13 protein-coding genes are annotated in these 16,456 nt (G+C 30.1%); 7 read left to right on the top strand and 6 right to left on the bottom strand.

Annotation, left to right across the window (positions count from 1 at the left end):
* Nucleotides 1-47 precede the first annotated feature (47 nt).
* The 7 genes from FVE72_RS06070 to murJ all read left to right on the top strand — a co-directional run bounded on the left by FVE72_RS06070 (nucleotide 48) and on the right by murJ (nucleotide 7,416).
* The gene (locus FVE72_RS06070) at nucleotides 48-575 is read left to right on the top strand and encodes a hypothetical protein (RefSeq protein WP_006807026.1); all 528 of its coding nucleotides are present in this window, start codon (nucleotides 48-50) and stop codon (nucleotides 573-575) included.
* Nucleotides 576-611: 36 nt separating this feature from the next.
* Nucleotides 612-1,517: a UTP--glucose-1-phosphate uridylyltransferase GalU gene (gene galU / locus FVE72_RS06075; RefSeq protein ID WP_026737658.1), complete on the top strand. Its 906-nt coding sequence runs from the start codon at nucleotides 612-614 to the stop codon at nucleotides 1,515-1,517.
* Between the two features lie 20 nt (nucleotides 1,518-1,537).
* Nucleotides 1,538-2,638: an autotransporter domain-containing protein gene (locus FVE72_RS06080; protein ID WP_146966461.1), complete on the top strand. Its 1,101-nt coding sequence runs from the start codon at nucleotides 1,538-1,540 to the stop codon at nucleotides 2,636-2,638.
* Nucleotides 2,639-2,656: 18 nt separating this feature from the next.
* Entirely contained in the window at nucleotides 2,657-4,180 is a 1,524-nt protein-coding gene (locus FVE72_RS06085; protein WP_026737660.1) for a bifunctional ADP-dependent NAD(P)H-hydrate dehydratase/NAD(P)H-hydrate epimerase, read from the top strand.
* A 71-nt stretch (nucleotides 4,181-4,251) separates the two neighbouring features.
* On the top strand, nucleotides 4,252-5,259 hold the full coding sequence (gene ribF / locus FVE72_RS06090; RefSeq protein ID WP_026737661.1) for a riboflavin biosynthesis protein RibF: 1,008 nt from the start codon (nucleotides 4,252-4,254) through the stop codon (nucleotides 5,257-5,259).
* Entirely contained in the window at nucleotides 5,225-5,923 is a 699-nt protein-coding gene (locus FVE72_RS06095) for a segregation and condensation protein A (protein WP_006807036.1), read from the top strand. The genes ribF and FVE72_RS06095 overlap by 35 nt, the downstream gene beginning before the upstream one ends.
* A gap of 14 nt (nucleotides 5,924-5,937) precedes the next feature.
* Nucleotides 5,938-7,416, top strand: a complete 1,479-nt coding sequence (gene murJ, locus FVE72_RS06100) for a murein biosynthesis integral membrane protein MurJ (protein ID WP_026737662.1) — start codon at nucleotides 5,938-5,940, stop codon at nucleotides 7,414-7,416.
* A 415-nt stretch (nucleotides 7,417-7,831) separates the two neighbouring features.
* On the opposite strand, the gene FVE72_RS06105 is transcribed toward murJ, so the two are convergent.
* The 6 genes from FVE72_RS06105 to lepA all read right to left on the bottom strand — a co-directional run bounded on the left by FVE72_RS06105 (nucleotide 7,832) and on the right by lepA (nucleotide 16,406).
* A complete protein-coding gene (locus FVE72_RS06105) occupies nucleotides 7,832-9,277 on the bottom strand; it encodes an acyl-CoA dehydrogenase family protein (protein WP_146966463.1) in 1,446 nt (481 codons plus the stop codon).
* 480 nt (nucleotides 9,278-9,757) lie between these two features.
* Nucleotides 9,758-10,147: a PBECR3 domain-containing polyvalent protein gene (locus tag FVE72_RS06110; RefSeq protein ID WP_232049423.1), complete on the bottom strand. Its 390-nt coding sequence runs from the start codon at nucleotides 10,145-10,147 to the stop codon at nucleotides 9,758-9,760.
* Nucleotides 10,148-10,195: 48 nt separating this feature from the next.
* Nucleotides 10,196-10,852 carry a trimeric intracellular cation channel family protein gene (locus tag FVE72_RS06115; protein WP_146966467.1) on the bottom strand — a complete coding sequence of 219 codons (657 nt, stop codon included), beginning with the start codon at nucleotides 10,850-10,852 and terminating at the stop codon, nucleotides 10,196-10,198.
* 20 nt (nucleotides 10,853-10,872) lie between these two features.
* Nucleotides 10,873-13,977 carry a DUF3427 domain-containing protein gene (locus FVE72_RS06120; RefSeq protein ID WP_026737663.1) on the bottom strand — a complete coding sequence of 1,035 codons (3,105 nt, stop codon included), beginning with the start codon at nucleotides 13,975-13,977 and terminating at the stop codon, nucleotides 10,873-10,875.
* Nucleotides 13,978-14,006: 29 nt separating this feature from the next.
* Entirely contained in the window at nucleotides 14,007-14,594 is a 588-nt protein-coding gene (locus FVE72_RS06125; RefSeq protein ID WP_026737664.1) for a 3'-5' exonuclease, read from the bottom strand.
* 15 nt (nucleotides 14,595-14,609) lie between these two features.
* Nucleotides 14,610-16,406, bottom strand: coding sequence for a translation elongation factor 4 (lepA, locus tag FVE72_RS06130; RefSeq protein ID WP_036056114.1), 1,797 nt, complete (start codon nucleotides 16,404-16,406; stop codon nucleotides 14,610-14,612).
* Nucleotides 16,407-16,456 lie beyond the last annotated feature (50 nt).

Below are 16,456 nucleotides of genomic sequence, written 5' to 3' on the forward strand. Positions count from 1 at the left end.
TTTGTGGTATAATATAAAAAACAGATTTTAAAAGCAAAAGGAGAAAAATGAAAAAATTATTATTAGCAGCAATTTTGGCATTGGGAGTTCAGTCTTTCAGTTGCGAATTTATGAAAAACCCTGATTTATTACTCGGAAGAGTAATCGACAAATTAAAGTCGGAAAAAAAGACAAATGACATTTTTTGCGACAGCGATGAATTGAAAATGGCTTATTATATTATCGATAACGGTGATTATAATTTGAATATCGGAATAAAGTTGGGCATAAATCCGCAAACTACAAATAATGACTTCAGAAATGATTTTTATAAAAAGTTGACTGAATATACAAACGTTTTAAAGAATGTGGACAAGAAAAATTTAAACGGATTGCCTTTACCTGATAAGGAAGTATTAAGATTTTACGGTTATGTGGAACCTGAAAAAAACTTCTTTTATATAGGAAAATATGAATATGACAGAAAAACAAATAAGTACAAAATGGTAGTAAATTCTCAGGGAAAAACTATTTTTGACCAAATGGGATTATTTACAGGTGTTAATGTTGAATATTCCGATGAAATCGTATTCTAAAATCAATAAAATTTTAAAATAAACAGGAGTAGAGAGATGAAGCAGAAAAAAATAAGAAAAGCTGTAATACCTGCAGCAGGATTGGGAACAAGAGTTTTACCCGCAACAAAAGCTCAGCCGAAAGAAATGTTGGCGATTGTAGATAAACCTGCGTTGCAGTATCTGGTTGAAGAACTTATAGATTCGGGAATAGAAGAAATATTAATTATTACAGGGAGAAATAAGGCTTCTATTGAAAATCATTTTGACTATTCTTATGAATTGGAGAAAACTTTAGAGGAAAATGGAAAAAAAGATTTACTTAAAGTTGTAGATGATATTTCCAAAATGTCCAACATTTACTATGTACGACAGAAAAAACCTTTAGGATTGGGACATGCAGTCGGATGTGCCGAAGCGTTTGTAGGAAACGAGCCTTTTGTAGTGCTTCTCGGAGATGATATAATGTATGCCGATCCGTCTAAAGGAGAACTCCCTGTAACAAAACAGCTTATTGACAAATACGAAGAATTAAATGGGGGAACCATTTTGGGTGTACAGGAAGTACCCGAAAAAGAAGTGGGAAAATACGGAATTATAAATCCTTTAAAAGAAATAGACAGTCAGACAGTGGAAGTGGAGAATTTTATAGAAAAACCTTCTGTAGAAGAAGCACCGAGCAGACTTGCAGCTTTAGGCAGATATGTACTGGAGCCTGAAATATTTGAGTTTCTTAAAAAAACAAAACCGGGAAAAGGCGGAGAAATTCAGCTTACTGATGCAATTCTCGATATGAAAAATTCCGGGAAAAAATTATATGCTTACAATTTTAAAGGATTGAGATATGATACAGGAGATAAATTCGGAATGTTTGTAGCAAATGTGGAGTTCGGACTAAGACATCCTGAATTAAAAGACAGAACGAAAGAATATCTGAAAAAGTTATATGAAAGTATAAAATAAATTCCCTTTGGAGAAATTCAATGATAAAAACAGTTAAAAAAACAATTTTATTTTGTATGTTTACAGTTTTATTCTGTAATATTGCTTTCTCATTAAAGGCTGAAAATAAAGCAGATATGAATGATGAAGGATATAAAGAAATAGAAAAAGAACTGAAAAATATTAAAGATAAGGAAAAAAACATAGATAAACAGTTGGATATGACAAAATGTACAGTCAAAACTTCAAAAACTAAAAGTAACTTGCCCGTATGTCAAAATTCAACAGCTTTTTTTCAAAATACAACTTCATATAAAAACAACAAACCTCTTAAAGTTTATCCTGACAAAGATGAAGTTCTGCTTGAAACACCTATAGTAGTCGAAACAAATACGAAAACAGATAAAGGAAATATACCTTCATCAGGAAAATATAACAAAAAGGTGAAAGAATACAAGGCAAATTATGATTACGAGATCAATAAAAATACTAAAGTAGGAATAGGTCTTAATCATAAAGATAAAGAATTAAGGCAGTATAAGGATCAAAAACGTCACAAAAGAGATGCCGATGATAATAATGTTTCTTTAAATACCGAATATGAAAAAGACGGTCTTACCTACAGAGGAGAAGTTGAATTCGGAAAAGGATATTATTATAAAAAAGGTATTAAAAATGAAACACCTCAAAGTCATTATGATTATATAAATTCCAGAGGAAATGTTTTATATAAAAAAGATTTGGGAAATGATACAGAACTTGTGCCTTCTGCAGAAGTAGAAATTAAAAATACTAATGAAAGAAATGTGGGTAATAATGGAAGAAATTATATACCTGCTGAAAATTCGGATATAGTAACTACTGCAGGAGTGAAACTGAAACAAAAATATAATGATAAAATAAAATGGGAAGTAGGCACTGAATATAAACAGAATATGAAAAATGTAATTACCGGGAAAACAAATTACAATAAGAGTCTTAATAATGATACTTATGAGCGTGGAACGTTTATAACAGGAGCAAATGTTCAGTACAAAAAAGATGATTCGGTTACATACAAACTCGGATATAATTTTGAGAAAAACAGAGATTATAACAACCGTGTTTTGAATTTCAGTGTTACTTATCAAATAAAAGATTAGAAATTATCGGAGGTCGGAATGCTTTTAGGGGGAAATGAAGAAACACGGAAAATCGACGAATATGCTATAAATACTTTAGGTATTCCCGGCATTGTTCTCATGGAAAATGCAGCTGCTTCTTTTGTAAAAAATCTTGACTTGACTGCTGACAGTTATCTTGTGATATGCGGTAAAGGAAATAACGGAGGAGACGGTTATGCGATTGCAAGACAGTTAAACGCTTTAGGCAAAAACATAACTGTTTTTTGTATTGATAATCAGAATATGAGCAAAGACTGTAAAATAAATTATGAAATATGTAAAAATATGAATATAAAAATATCTTCCGATATTGATGAACTGGATGAACTTTTAATTAACTCCCGAGGAGTAATTGACGGAATTTTCGGGACAGGATTAAATTCCCCTGTAACAGGAATATATAGAGAAGTCATAGAAAAAATTAACAGGCATTCTCAGCATTGTAAAATATATTCGGTAGACATACCTTCGGGAATTAACGGAAATACCGGAGAAATAATGGGAACGGCAGTGAAAGCATTTAAGACCGTTTCTTTTGTTATTTATAAAAAAGGATTTTTAAACAGGAAAAATAAAGAGTATTTCGGAGAAATAAGAGTAGAGAATATCGGAGTAAATGAAAACAGTTTTTTACATTTAATAAAAGCTCATTATTTAACAGAAAAAGAAATACAGAAAATAATTATCGGACGTAATGAATTTTCTCATAAAGGAGATTTCGGAAAAATTTTGATATTCGCAGGAAGCAAAGGCTTTTCAGGAGCTGCAAAAATAGCTGTAAATTCCTGTATTAGAAGCGGTTCAGGACTTGTTACTTTACTCACATATGATAATATTTTAAATGAAGTTTCCTCAAAAATGACAGAAGCAATGACATTAGGGATAAACAGCGATTTTGTTGAGGAAAATTTTCCAGAAATTGAAAAGATGATATTAAATTCTGACGTAATGGCAATAGGACCGGGAATCGGAAAATCTGAAAAATCACTTGTTATATTGGAAAAACTTCTAAGTTTCAAGAAAAATATCAAAGGAAACGATATAAAACTTGTTATTGATGCCGACGGTTTAAATCTGTTGTCTGAAAATAAATATCTTTTTAAAGAAATTGAAAATCGGGCTGTTCTTACTCCTCATTCAGTGGAGTTTTCGAGATTATCCGGATTTTCACTTGAAGAAATTGAAAAATACAGATTTGAAATTTGCAGAGATTTTGCCTTATCCAACAAAGTAATATTGCTTTTAAAAGGCAAAAATACTTTAATAACCGACGGAAATGAAGTATATATTAACAGTACCGGAAATCCCTATATGGCTAACGGAGGAGCAGGAGATTGCCTTACAGGAATAATAGCTTCTCTTTCAGGACAAAATTACGGATTATTTGAAAGTGCTTATACAGGAGCATTTTTACACGGATATATTGCCGACGGGCTTTTTAAAGAACAGTATATAATAAATGCTTCGCATATAATTGAAAACATTCCGAAATATATGAAAAAACTGTTTTGTGGAAAATAATACTTGCCAATAAAGAAAATAATATATATAATGTAGTTTGGAAGAAAATCTATTTAGGAAGTTGAAGAAAAATGAGTATGAAAATAATTACAAAAAAAGAAAAAGAAGTTGAAGAATTTCTTAAATTTGAAAATACAAGTTGTGTTAATGAAGAAGAACTGAAACAGAGTAAAAATATAGTTATATTGGGTAATTTTGACGGAGTTCACAGAGGACACGCGAAATTACTGGAAAGAGCGGTAAAAAAAGCACGAGAAAAAGGATACAAAACTATAGTTTATACTTTTTGCGAATATCCTCAAAAAAAAGAAAGCAGAATTACTACTCCTTCGGAAAAGTGCCAATTAATCAACAATTTTAATATTGACTATGTTTATATGGATAATTTTGAAGATGTTAAAAATTTTTCTCCTGAAGAATTTATCGAAAAAATTCTTATACAAAAACTGAATGTAAGAGAGATATACTGTGGATTCAATTTTACATTGGGAAAAGGAAAATCCGGAAATGTAAGAATTATGGAAAATATTCTAAGGGAGAAATATAACAACAGTATTGTTTTAAATATTCAGCCTTTAATTTTAGACGATGAAAATGAAATCATAAGCAGTACAAGAATAAGAAAATACATTCAGAAGTCGGATTTATCAAAAGCAAAAGAATTATTAGGACATAATTTTATTATTATGGGCGAAGTCGTTCACGGGAAAAAACTCGGAAGAACTCTCGGTTTTCCTACAGCCAATCTGACCTTTGAAAACAGAATATATCCTGAATTGGGAGTATACGGGGTATATGTTCATATAGAAGGAGATAGCAATATTTATCACGGTATAATGAATATAGGAAAAAATCCTACAGTAAAATCCGATTCTTTATTACTGAATGTTGAAACCAATATATTTGATTTTGAGCAGGATATTTACGGTAAAATTATATTGATAGAAGTATTGGAAAAAGTAGGAAAAGAAAAAAAATTAAACTCGCTGGAAGAACTTATTCAAAAAATCAGCGATAATGTTTCCAATTGGAGAAAAAGAATAGATGAAAAATACCACAATAAAAATAAAAATAGATAATTTTGAAGGACCGTTGGATCTTCTTATACATCTGATAGAAAAAAAGCAGATGAAAATTACTGAAATCAATATTTCTCAAATAATAGACGATTATTTGAATTATATAAGAGAGCAGAAAGAAGAAAATCTTAAAATTAAAGTCGAATTTCTAATTATGGCAACGGATCTTATTGAAATTAAGGCTTACTCTATATTAAACAAAGAGAAAAAAGACGAAAAAATAGAAAATCTTGAAAGAAAAATACTGGAATATAAATTATTTAAAGAAATTTCGGTATTATTTTCCGAATATGAAAATGAATATAATATCCCTTATAAAAGAACGGGAAATAAAAATATTGAAACTGCAATGATAGAATATGATATCTCAGGACTGACATTGGATTCACTGCTTAACAGTTTCAGAGCATTATTAGAAGAAGAAGATAAAGAGAAACTGATTCTAAATCTTGAAGAGGAGTATTCTACTGAAGATGCTGCCGATGAAATAAGTGAACTTATGGAGACTAAAGATCGTATAGGATTCAGTGAATTACTGAAAAATAAATTTACAAAATCAAGAATAGTTTCGTTATTTTTATGTGTTCTTGAAATGTTTAAAAGCGGATATATTGACATAATAAATGAAAATAAAGAATTTTATATACAAAAACTATCTTTTTAGGAAAGGCAATTTTAATGTTTAAATCAAGTTTTATTGTTATGGCTATAAATATGCTGAGTAGACTGCTTGGTCTAATTAGAGAAATGATAATAGGGGGCATGTTCGGAGCCACCGGACTGACCGATGCTTATGTAAGTGCCACCAAAATTCCGAATTTTTTTACTACTTTATTTGGTGAAGGCTCCATGGGAACTGTGTTTATACCTATTTATAACAGAGGATTGGAAGAAAAAGGTGTTGAAAAAACTAATGATTTTGTTTTTTCAATATTGAATCTGATAATTGCTTTTACGTCTACTTTATCAGTTATAATGATTGTATTTTCAAGGCAAATACTCAAGATTACTACAGGTTTTAAAGATCCTGAAAGATTTGAAACGGCAAATAATTTACTGAAAATAATGGCATTTTACTTTCTGTTTATTGCACTTTCGGGAGTAGTTTCATCTTTCCTGAACAATTATAAGAAATTTGCAATAGCAGCTTCTACAGGACTTGTGTTTAACCTTACAATCATAATAGGAACATTGCTTTTATCCAAAAAAATCGGGATATACGGCTTGGGGATAGCATATCTGCTATCGGGAGTGTTTCAGCTCGGAATGATGCTGCCTCAGTTTTTTCAGATAATAAAGAAATATAAGTTTATATTCAATCTAAAAGACGAATATGTCCGAGAGATGTTTCTACTGATGATTCCCACATTGATTGGGATATTCGGCTATCAAATAAATGAAATTGTAGATAATAACTTTGCAACAAGGCTTTCAGCAGGAACTGCCAGTGCGTTAAATTATGCAAGCAGACTTTATTTATTACCGATAGGTGTATTTGCAATATCATTATCGGTCGTAATTTTTCCGACATTATCTCAGGCAGTAGTAAAAAATCAAAGAAAAAAAGTAAAAAATACGATACAAAAAGGACTGAATATGCTGGCATTCCTTATTATTCCATCATCAACAGTGTTAATGGGATATGCCGAACCGATAGTAACACTGATATATAAGAGAGGGCATTTTTCAGATAAAGGAGTTATAACAACAGCAGGAGCATTAAAATTTTACGCTTTGGGATTATTATTTTTCTCTACGATACACTTACTGACCCGAAGCCATTATGTATATAAAGATAGAACGTTACCTGTTATTTCATCATTTGTTGCAATTTTTATAAATATAGTACTGGATTGGCTCTTATATGAAAAATATCAGTATATAGGACTTACAATAGCAACTTCATTTTCAGCAATGGTAAACTATATGATATTATTAATTTCTCTGAATAAACGGCATATCAGGCTGAATAATCTGATTTATTTAAAATTCCTCGTTCTATCCCTTGTAATATCTCTGGCAGCCTTTTGTGTATCCAATATGATAAAAGTTCCGCCATTGGGTAAATTCGGTATTTTAGTAAATATTACAGCGTTTGCAGTATTATATCTAGGAATATGGGCAATTCCGGTAATGACGAAGAAATCAAAAAAGTAAAATAATATAGAAAATCATCGTTATAAATAGCGGTGATTTTTTTATATTCATTACTTTCCGATAAATAAACCTATATCAGATATATAAATAAACCTTTTTCAAGTTTATTATTTAATATTGTCATCAGTTTAAAAATAAACTGTGTTTCGTTTTATTTGCCAGACGTTGAAAAGTGATTATAATAATCTTTTGTATTTTTGGAAAATACATTGATTTTATTTGTCTATAATTAAAATTATGAAAGTTTTGCAGAGTTGGTAATATATTTGTATAAAAAATGTGGAAAAGTATTTATCAATTTTTGATTATATGAAAGGGTTAAATTGGAAAAATCGTAAAATAAAAAAGAACTGTCAGACAAGTTCTTATTTTTAGAAATATATTTTATCTTAAGACAGCTCTTTTTATGTTTTTATTAACAGTATTCAAAATCCAGTATATCTTTTTTTATGTCTTTTATAAGAAATGTGGATAAATCTTCAGCATCAGTTTGAGAAAGAACAAATAATTTGGAAAGTATTTTTCCTGTAAAAACTTTTTTTATCTGGTCAATTTCATTCAGAGTATGGTTTTTCATGAAATTAATAATATCATCGGCTTTCTGAAGAAGATTTTCTGTAGATGTTTTTATTTCCTGAAATCTTTTATCAGATAGAAATCTTTCATACAGAGTCTGTTCCTTGCTTATTCTTATTCCTGATTTCTTTTCTTCGGAAGTAGCTTTTGAAAACTGATCATAAATATCCGCATAAAGCATATCATTAGGTCCTTCAAATATTGTAAACGGTCTGAAATCAACAGCTATGTTACTCATAGGATGACCTGCCTCAAATCCTTTGGCACCTAATAATTTTTGAGCTGTTTTTGCAGCTTCATAAGTATAATCTGTAGACAGACTTTTTATAATATTGGCCTCCATAAGTTTATCAGCTACCGATTTATCCGGAGAAACATTATTACATGTATAATTATACATAATTTTTGATGCTTCGTATCTTTTTTCTATTTCATCTATTTCACGTTCGACAAATTTTATTTCATTTCTGGAATATTTTTTTATATTTTTTACAATATATTCCATTATTCCATGGGTCATACCTATAAGTTGCAGACGACTTCTTATAAAGATATTTTGAAATTCCCTCAAGGAATTTGCTTTGGATTCCGATAATTTCATCAAATATTTCGCAGGAATAGCAGCATCAATATTATTAACTGCATATCTAACGGCTTTCAGACCTTCAGATTGAAGAACTTCATATTTTATATATTCCTTCGGAACGAATATAAGACTTATTGTTTTTGAGAGTTTTCTGTCTTTTTTTTCTTTAGCTGCAACCAAAAGAAAATCACTTTGGGAATTTCCCTGCCAATATTTAGTCGACTTCAAGTGTATAGTATTTTCATCAACATATTCATAATATGACTGCATTTCTTTTGCAATAGCAGATCCTGACGTTTCAGGTTCGGTTATTGCCAAACCTCCGCCTTCACCTTTTAATATAAGTTCAAGTCCTTTAGAGATTTGTTCGTTATTTCCGAATTCTGTAAGAGGTTGAAGAACTAAAGCTCCTTCAATCCCTGTTCGCAGTGTTACAGGTACGCCGTAATTTCCGGCAATTCTCAATACTTCCTGAATTTCAAACTGATTAGCTTTTCTTCCTCCGAATTTTTCGGCAAGGAAAGGGAGCAGCAGACCGTAATTTTTTATATCCAGCCATTTGTCCTCAGGCAGATAATTCATTAAATTTATTTTATTAATATTTTCCTGAGAAAATATATCGTTAAAAGCTTTTTTTATATTGTTCAGAAACTCTCCCGTATTCATTTTCACAAGAGCCTCATCAATTAAATTAAGCATTCGGTACCTCCTTAAAAATAATATAATAAGTGTTATTATATCATAAAATACGACTTATAACAATACAAAGATTCTTCCGAAAAAAGAGCCCCGAAGGGCTCTAAAAGGAGTTTATGAAGAAAAAAGTATATTGCTTTTGGTCAAGAATAGTATAACGTTTTACAATTAGTTTCCACTTTGGAAGATATTTGTTTTATATTTGGAATTTGATAGTATTCAGATAGAAGAATCCGTCTTTAAAAATAGTGAAGTAGAAGAAGTTTATCATATAAATTTCAGTATTACTTTTCAAACTTTATATACATAACATATATTATCGGACGTTAAATTGTGAAAGAAGAAATAGAAAAATTAATAAGTAAATTTATTATTTTCCCAATTTCAAGTTTAAAACAAAAAATTATTATACAATAAAAATGACTCAAACTGAAAAATTATTTTTAAATTTTCCGATACTTTTTCAATTTCCATATTTCCAATTTAATATGTATTATTATCATAATCTATATAGCCGACATATTTATAATAAACATTTTTTTCTTTCAGAAACTCTTTATCATCCACTGAAAATGCTGTCAGGATAAATCTTAAATGACGTATATTTTTATGGCTGGAAACAACTACAAAATAATGAAGCTTGTCGATTTTCTTTTGATAAAAATGTTCTTTTTTAGAATTGGACCGTTTGGTCACGTAATCGGGATTATTTAATATAACATCTATAATTTCTAATGTTATTTCAGGATGTTTCTTTATAATATGCTCTTCAAACTGTTTTTTTTGCATTATAACTTTTTGATGCAGTTTAGCATCAAATTCATAAATTTCTATTTTTTTTCCGGTTTTTGTATATCTTATTTTATTTTCCAATATATCTCTCCATTTATTTTAAAGTTCGATAATATTTTTTGTTTTTAATTAATTTATATTAGGTAAATTTACCTTGTATTTTATTATTACCAATCTTATTATTAACATTATTATAAACAATATTGCCATAGTCGGTACTTTTAAAAAACTGAACTGAACTATGCATATATGATATAATATTCCTCCTCCGAATGCCAGTACTGCATATATATCTTCCCTCAGAACTATAGGTGTTTCGGTTACAAGCAGATCTCTTATAATACCCCCTCCTACTCCTGTCACTGCAGCGAGTATTCCTGTTGTAACCGTATTTAATTCCAAACTGACACTTTTATTTGCTGCAATTAAAGTAAATGCTGCCAAACCTATTGAATCAAATATAAGATTGGAAGTTGTTATCAATTTGTACAATTTCATTTTTCTTCTTCTTGATATTTTTATTTTTTTTCGGATTTTTTTAGTAAACAGCCACATTATTCCGGAAGTTATTATAGCAATATAAAGTCCTTCAGGATTTATAAGGACATCAGGTATTTGTGCTATAAGTATATCACGTAAGATCCCACCTCCAAGTGCTGTAATTACAGCGAGTAAAGTTATTCCGAATATATCAAGCTTATGTTTTACTCCTTTAAGAACTCCTGAAGCAGCAAAAGCTACTGTTCCCACATAATTACAAATTATTAAAAATATTTCAAATCTCAATTCTCGTTCCTTTCTTTATTTTACTCATATAAATCATATATAAGCTCCTGAGGTATTTTATGTTTCAGCTTCCATAAAATAGTCATAGGCTTATCTCCATAGCTTTTATAATAATCGGCATTTCCCAGATAAATAAAAGGATTTGTCTTATTTCCGTCCATAAAAGCATATTTCCTTATAAAAATATGAACTTTGATTCCTTTTTCTTTATGTTTTATAAACATTTGACCTACACTTGATTCATGAAAAGTCTTGGGTTGACTGATCCACTGGATAATATCGTCAGCATGGAGCGAATTATCATATTTCAGATTTTCCTGTGTTATATGAGATTTATCATTTGTTATAAACAGACAAATATCTTTATCGGTATTGGCATATCCTGCCCGCCAAGTACCTTTAGGTACTTTTGAATCAAGTAATATCTGAAGATCTATCCTCATATATTCTTTATGGGTCAGCAATATGTTTTCATTAAATTCTTCCATGTCGTTTTTAGCAAATTCATTAAGTCCCAATATGAGAAGCTGTTTTAGTCTTTTGTCAAATTCATCTCTTTTCTCAATAAAAAGTTTTTCGTATTTTTCAGAAATTTTATGGCCGTATAAAGTGTTTTCCAATATACTGTCTTCAACTAATTCTGAAAAAATTCTGTTTATTAAATATATCTTTTTAAATTCCGATTTTATATTGTAATAATTTTTATAATTTCTTAAAAGTATTTCAGAATTTATATAATTTATATTTCCGTTTTTAAAATTTTGGCTTTCAAATTTCGTTTCTAAGAGATTTTTTATTATCAAATAAGTAAAAGGTTCGACTAATTTTATTTTTTTCTCTATATAAGCCAAAAATTCCGTTTCTTCATTTTTTAACGGATATTTTTTCTCAAAATCGACTTTTTCAAAATAAATTTGAGCGTTATAAAATGATCCTGTCTTTAAAATTAATTCCGTAAATAATTCCATATTTGAATCAAAATCTGAAATCTCCAAAATATCGTCATGAGATTTTCCTATTTCTGCTTTATATTCATCATACATATCTTTTAAAGTATTTCTAGAATTAAAATTAATTTTTTCAATTTTATTTATAATTCTTTCCTGACATATTCTGTCGAGCTCAATATATGATCCTCCCGGAATATTTGAAAACTGATTTTTGATTTCATCTATTATTTTCTGTTTCTTGTCATATAAAAAATTTTTACTGTGAATTTCTTCTGAAAAACTTTTAGTTATTAAATAGTCTTTTTTGTGATTTCCGATAAAATCGATGATTGTAACAAAATCTTTGTTACTTGATTTTCTAAGTCCTCTACCAATTTGCTGAATAAAAACTGTAGATGATAATGTCGGTCTTAAAAACAGTAAAAGATTTATATCGGGAATATCTATTCCTTCGTTTAATATATCTACAACACATAATATTTCAAATTCCTTATTTCTAAAGCTTTCTAAGATTTTAGACCGTTTAGTCTTATTTGTTTTTGCGGTTAAAACTTTAGATTTATATCCTCTTTTTATAAACTCATTTTTCATATATGACGCATGTTCTATATTTTGGCAAAAAGCGATTCCACTCATTTTATTTCCGTCATATCCGAATTTTTCAATTTTCTCAACTATATAATCAGTTCTGACAGATTGAGAAAGATTTTCTAAAAGTATTTCCCCGTTATATACACCGTTTTTATAGGGAATTTCTTCATAATCTACAGTTTCATCATTAACACCGAAATAATGAAAAGGAGCTATAAGATCTTTTTCCATAGCCTTTTTCAGTCCTATTTCTCCGACTAAATTATAATCGCATAAAGCCAATATTTCTTTTCCGTCCATCCTTTCAGGAGTAGCCGTAAGACCGAGCAGAAACTTCGGAGAAAAATGATTGATTACTTTATTATAACTGTCGGCACTTGCATGATGAAATTCATCTATTATTATATAGTCAAACCTATCTTTTTTAAATTCTTTGTAACAGCTTCTCAGGGACTGGATTGAAGCAAATATCATTTCAAAATTTGTTTCTTTTTTTCCTCCGAACATTTTTCCGAAGTTATTTTCAGGAACTTCAAGTATATTTGAAAAAACTTTCGCTGCATTTTCGAGAAGTTCTTCTCTGTGAGCAATAAAAAGAAATCTTGCTTTTTCTCTATTGTGTCCGATAATATTTTTACTTTTAAAAAACTCTTTTATATCCATTGCTGCCAAATAAGTTTTTCCTGTTCCTGTAGCTGCTACTACCAAGCCTTTTTTATTCCCGTTTTTTCTTGTGATTTTAAGTTTTTCCAATATCTCTTTCTGCATACTGTTAGGCTCAAAATTCTTTTTTTGAACCTGTAATTTTTTATAATCAAAAGTATTTTGGGGCTTGTTATTATTTCTGTAATCATCATATTTTTCAATAAAATCTTCTGATAATTTGACAGCTTCATTACTGTTCCAAAGCTTTTGAAATTGTACTAAAGATTTTTCATAAATATCCAAAAATGAACTGTTTACAAGTTTAACATTCCATTCTTCGGCAGAATATAAAGCACTTTGGCTTATGTTTGAGGAACCTATTATACAGGTATGATATTTTTCTTTTTCAAATAAATAAGCCTTTGTGTGAAAGCTCTCATTGGAGTTGTTATATATTTTTACTTTTATATTTTTATAAGATAACAGTTTTTTCAAAGCTTTAGGGTCAGTTATATTCAAATATACCGATGTAATAATTTCTCCCTGTATTCCCTTTTCTTCCAATTCATCCAGTATACTAATAAGTAGCTGAATCCCGGAATATTTTATAAAACTGACTATAAAATAAAACTTTTTGCAGGATAAAAGCTCTTTTTTCAAATGAACAAAAAAATTCATAAATTTGGCTTTTTCATTGATAATAAGAGTATTCAATTTATCATTGGAAACTCTTTTTTCATCTATTCTGAGAGGGATTTCAAATTTTTTATCAAGCTGATTTTCTATATATTCCATTGCTCTCTGATAATCATTTTTCTCAATAAGCGAAGAAATATTATTTGAAAAATATTCTGAAATCTCAAATTTCAGGACTTCAGAATAATTTTCTATATTTATTATTTCTCCGTTTTTATTGCCTTTTTCAAGTAAAATTCCCATTAATTCACTCCAAATTTATGAATTTATTATTAATCTTTTTCAAGAAATCCTGCTATTCTGGGCTTTCCGAAAGGATTTTTCGACATTTTATAAAATACTCTGAAAGTAATCAGAACGTCATACAGACTTTCATGAAGCTGTTCTTCATCCATAGGTACATTATAAAACTTGGCACATTCCATTAATTTAGGCCATTTATAAGAACCGTATTCGTTTATTCCCGCTCTTACTATGTCAATATTTTCCATCATCGTATCAAACTGATTTTTTAACGGAAACGGAATAAAACTCCTGTCAAATTTTATATTATGAGCCACAAAATGCTTCGTATCCTGACAATACAAATAAAACGAATCCAAATCTTCTTTAAAAGTCGACGGATAATCGACATTTTCTCTTTTTTCTGCTATTACTTCGTCAGTCAGTCCGTTGACATTTATCGCACCGAAATTTACCGGTTCTCCTTCATTCCTGAAATAAAATCTGTCATATTCGGAAACTTTTTCCCAACTGTTTTTTTCAAAATCATAACTTACTTTAATTGCCGATATTGATAAAACAGAACTTCCCATTTTTCCGTTTGTTTCAACATCGAAAAATATTATATTTTTTTTCATAATAAACCTCTAATTTTAGTCATTTAGTTTTAATACCGATAAAAATGCTTCCTGCGGTATTTCTACATTACCGATAGCCTTCATACGCTTTTTCCCCTCTTTTTGTTTCTCAAGCAGCTTTTTCTTACGTGTAATATCTCCTCCGTAACATTTAGCCAATACATTTTTTCTAAGTGCTTTTATCGTCTCTCTTGCTATTATTTTAGTACCGAGTGCCGCCTGTAACGGTATCTCAAACTGCTGTCTCGGTATAACTTCTTTCAGTTTTTCCACAATAGCTCTTCCTCTGTAATAGGCATTATCCTTATGGGCAATAAATGAAAAGGCATCTACAGGATTTCCGCTCACAAGAATATCCACTTTTACAAGGTCTGACTCTTTGTATCCTATCATTTCATATTCAAAGGAAGCATATCCTTTTGTTCTTGATTTCAGCTTATCGTAAAAATCTATTACTATTTCTGCCAAAGGTAAATCATAACTAATCATTGTACGGGTATCATCCAGATAATTCATTGTCAGAAATGTTCCTCTTTTTTCCTGACAAAGCTCCATAACGTTTCCCACATAATCTTTAGGAACAATTATTGTCCCTTTGACATAAGGCTCTTCTATATATTTTTTACCTGCAGGAAATTCTGCAGGATTATCTATTATCATCATCTCTCCTACTTCGGGAGTTACATGATATTCAACAGACGGAGCTGTGGAAATAAGGTCAATATTAAACTCTCTTCTCAATCTTTCCACTATAATTTCCATGTGCAGCAATCCCAAAAATCCACATCTGAAACCGAACCCCAAAGCCAATGAAGTTTCAGGTGTATAAGTCAATGAAGCATCGTTTAGCTGCAATTTTTCCAGTGCTTCTCTCAAATCCTCGTAATCATCTGTGGAAATAGGATAAACTCCCGCAAAAACCATACTTAATGCAGGTCTGTATCCTGCAAGAGCTATAGCCGTAGGATTTTTAACATGAGTTATCGTATCCCCTACCTGTGTATCTTTTATGGATTTGATTCCTGTAATTATATATCCTACCGAGCCGACTGTAAGTTCAGGTACTTCTTTCATTTTAGGTGAAAAGATCCCGACTTCCAATACGTCAAATTCTTTTTCAGTAGACATAATCTTGATTTTATCTCCTTTGGAAAGCTTTCCTTCTACTATTCTTATATAAGTAATCACTCCTCTGAAGTCATCATAATGAGAGTCGAATATCAGGGCTTTCAATGGAGCATTGACATCTCCTTTGGGAGCAGGAATGTACTCGATTATCGATTCAAGCAAATCTTCTATTCCCAATCCTGTTTTTCCCGATACAAGAGCTGCATTATCCGAAGGAAGCCCGATAACATCTTCTATTTCAAGTTTTACTTTATCAGGATCTGCCGACGGCAAATCGATTTTATTTATAACAGGAAGTATTTCCAAATCATTCTCCAAAGCTAGGTAGACATTTGCAAGGGTTTGAGCTTCTATTCCCTGAGCCGCATCTACTACGAGCAAAGCTCCGTCACACGCGGCAAGAGATCTGGAAACTTCATAAATAAAATCTACGTGTCCCGGAGTATCTATTAAATTAAACTCATAAGTTTCTCCGTTTTTTGATTTATAGTTAAGAGTTACCGCCTGAGCCTTTATAGTTATTCCTTTTTCACGCTCCAAATCCATACTGTCAAGTAACTGGTCTTTCATCTCTCTTTGATTCACTGTACCTGTTATTTCGAGCAGTCTGTCTGCAATGGTAGACTTTCCATGGTCTATATGTGCTATTATAGAAAAATTACGTTTATTTTTTTGATCCAACATTTAAAATATTCCTCCGGTCAATATACTGTTTACTTTTCTAAATATTATAT

The organism is Pseudoleptotrichia goodfellowii (assembly GCF_007990505.1).
GTDB classification, from domain to species: Bacteria; Fusobacteriota; Fusobacteriia; order Fusobacteriales; family Leptotrichiaceae; genus Pseudoleptotrichia; species Pseudoleptotrichia goodfellowii.

What these genes read in the sequence shown, in the direction of transcription:
- FVE72_RS06125 (WP_026737664.1), bottom strand. Translation starts at nt 14,594, where the DNA reads ATGAAAAAAAATATAATATTTTTCGATGTTGAAACAAACGGAAAAATG.
- FVE72_RS06105 (WP_146966463.1), bottom strand. Translation starts at nt 9,277, where the DNA reads ATGCTTAATTTAATTGATGAGGCTCTTGTGAAAATGAATACGGGAGAG.
- FVE72_RS06120 (WP_026737663.1), bottom strand. Translation starts at nt 13,977, where the DNA reads ATGGGAATTTTACTTGAAAAAGGCAATAAAAACGGAGAAATAATAAAT.
- lepA (WP_036056114.1), bottom strand. Translation starts at nt 16,406, where the DNA reads ATGTTGGATCAAAAAAATAAACGTAATTTTTCTATAATAGCACATATA.
- FVE72_RS06070 (WP_006807026.1), top strand. Translation starts at nt 48, where the DNA reads ATGAAAAAATTATTATTAGCAGCAATTTTGGCATTGGGAGTTCAGTCT.
- FVE72_RS06095 (WP_006807036.1), top strand. Translation starts at nt 5,225, where the DNA reads ATGAAAAATACCACAATAAAAATAAAAATAGATAATTTTGAAGGACCG.
- FVE72_RS06080 (WP_146966461.1), top strand. Translation starts at nt 1,538, where the DNA reads ATGATAAAAACAGTTAAAAAAACAATTTTATTTTGTATGTTTACAGTT.
- ribF (WP_026737661.1), top strand. Translation starts at nt 4,252, where the DNA reads ATGAGTATGAAAATAATTACAAAAAAAGAAAAAGAAGTTGAAGAATTT.
- galU (WP_026737658.1), top strand. Translation starts at nt 612, where the DNA reads ATGAAGCAGAAAAAAATAAGAAAAGCTGTAATACCTGCAGCAGGATTG.
- murJ (WP_026737662.1), top strand. Translation starts at nt 5,938, where the DNA reads ATGTTTAAATCAAGTTTTATTGTTATGGCTATAAATATGCTGAGTAGA.
- FVE72_RS06085 (WP_026737660.1), top strand. Translation starts at nt 2,657, where the DNA reads ATGCTTTTAGGGGGAAATGAAGAAACACGGAAAATCGACGAATATGCT.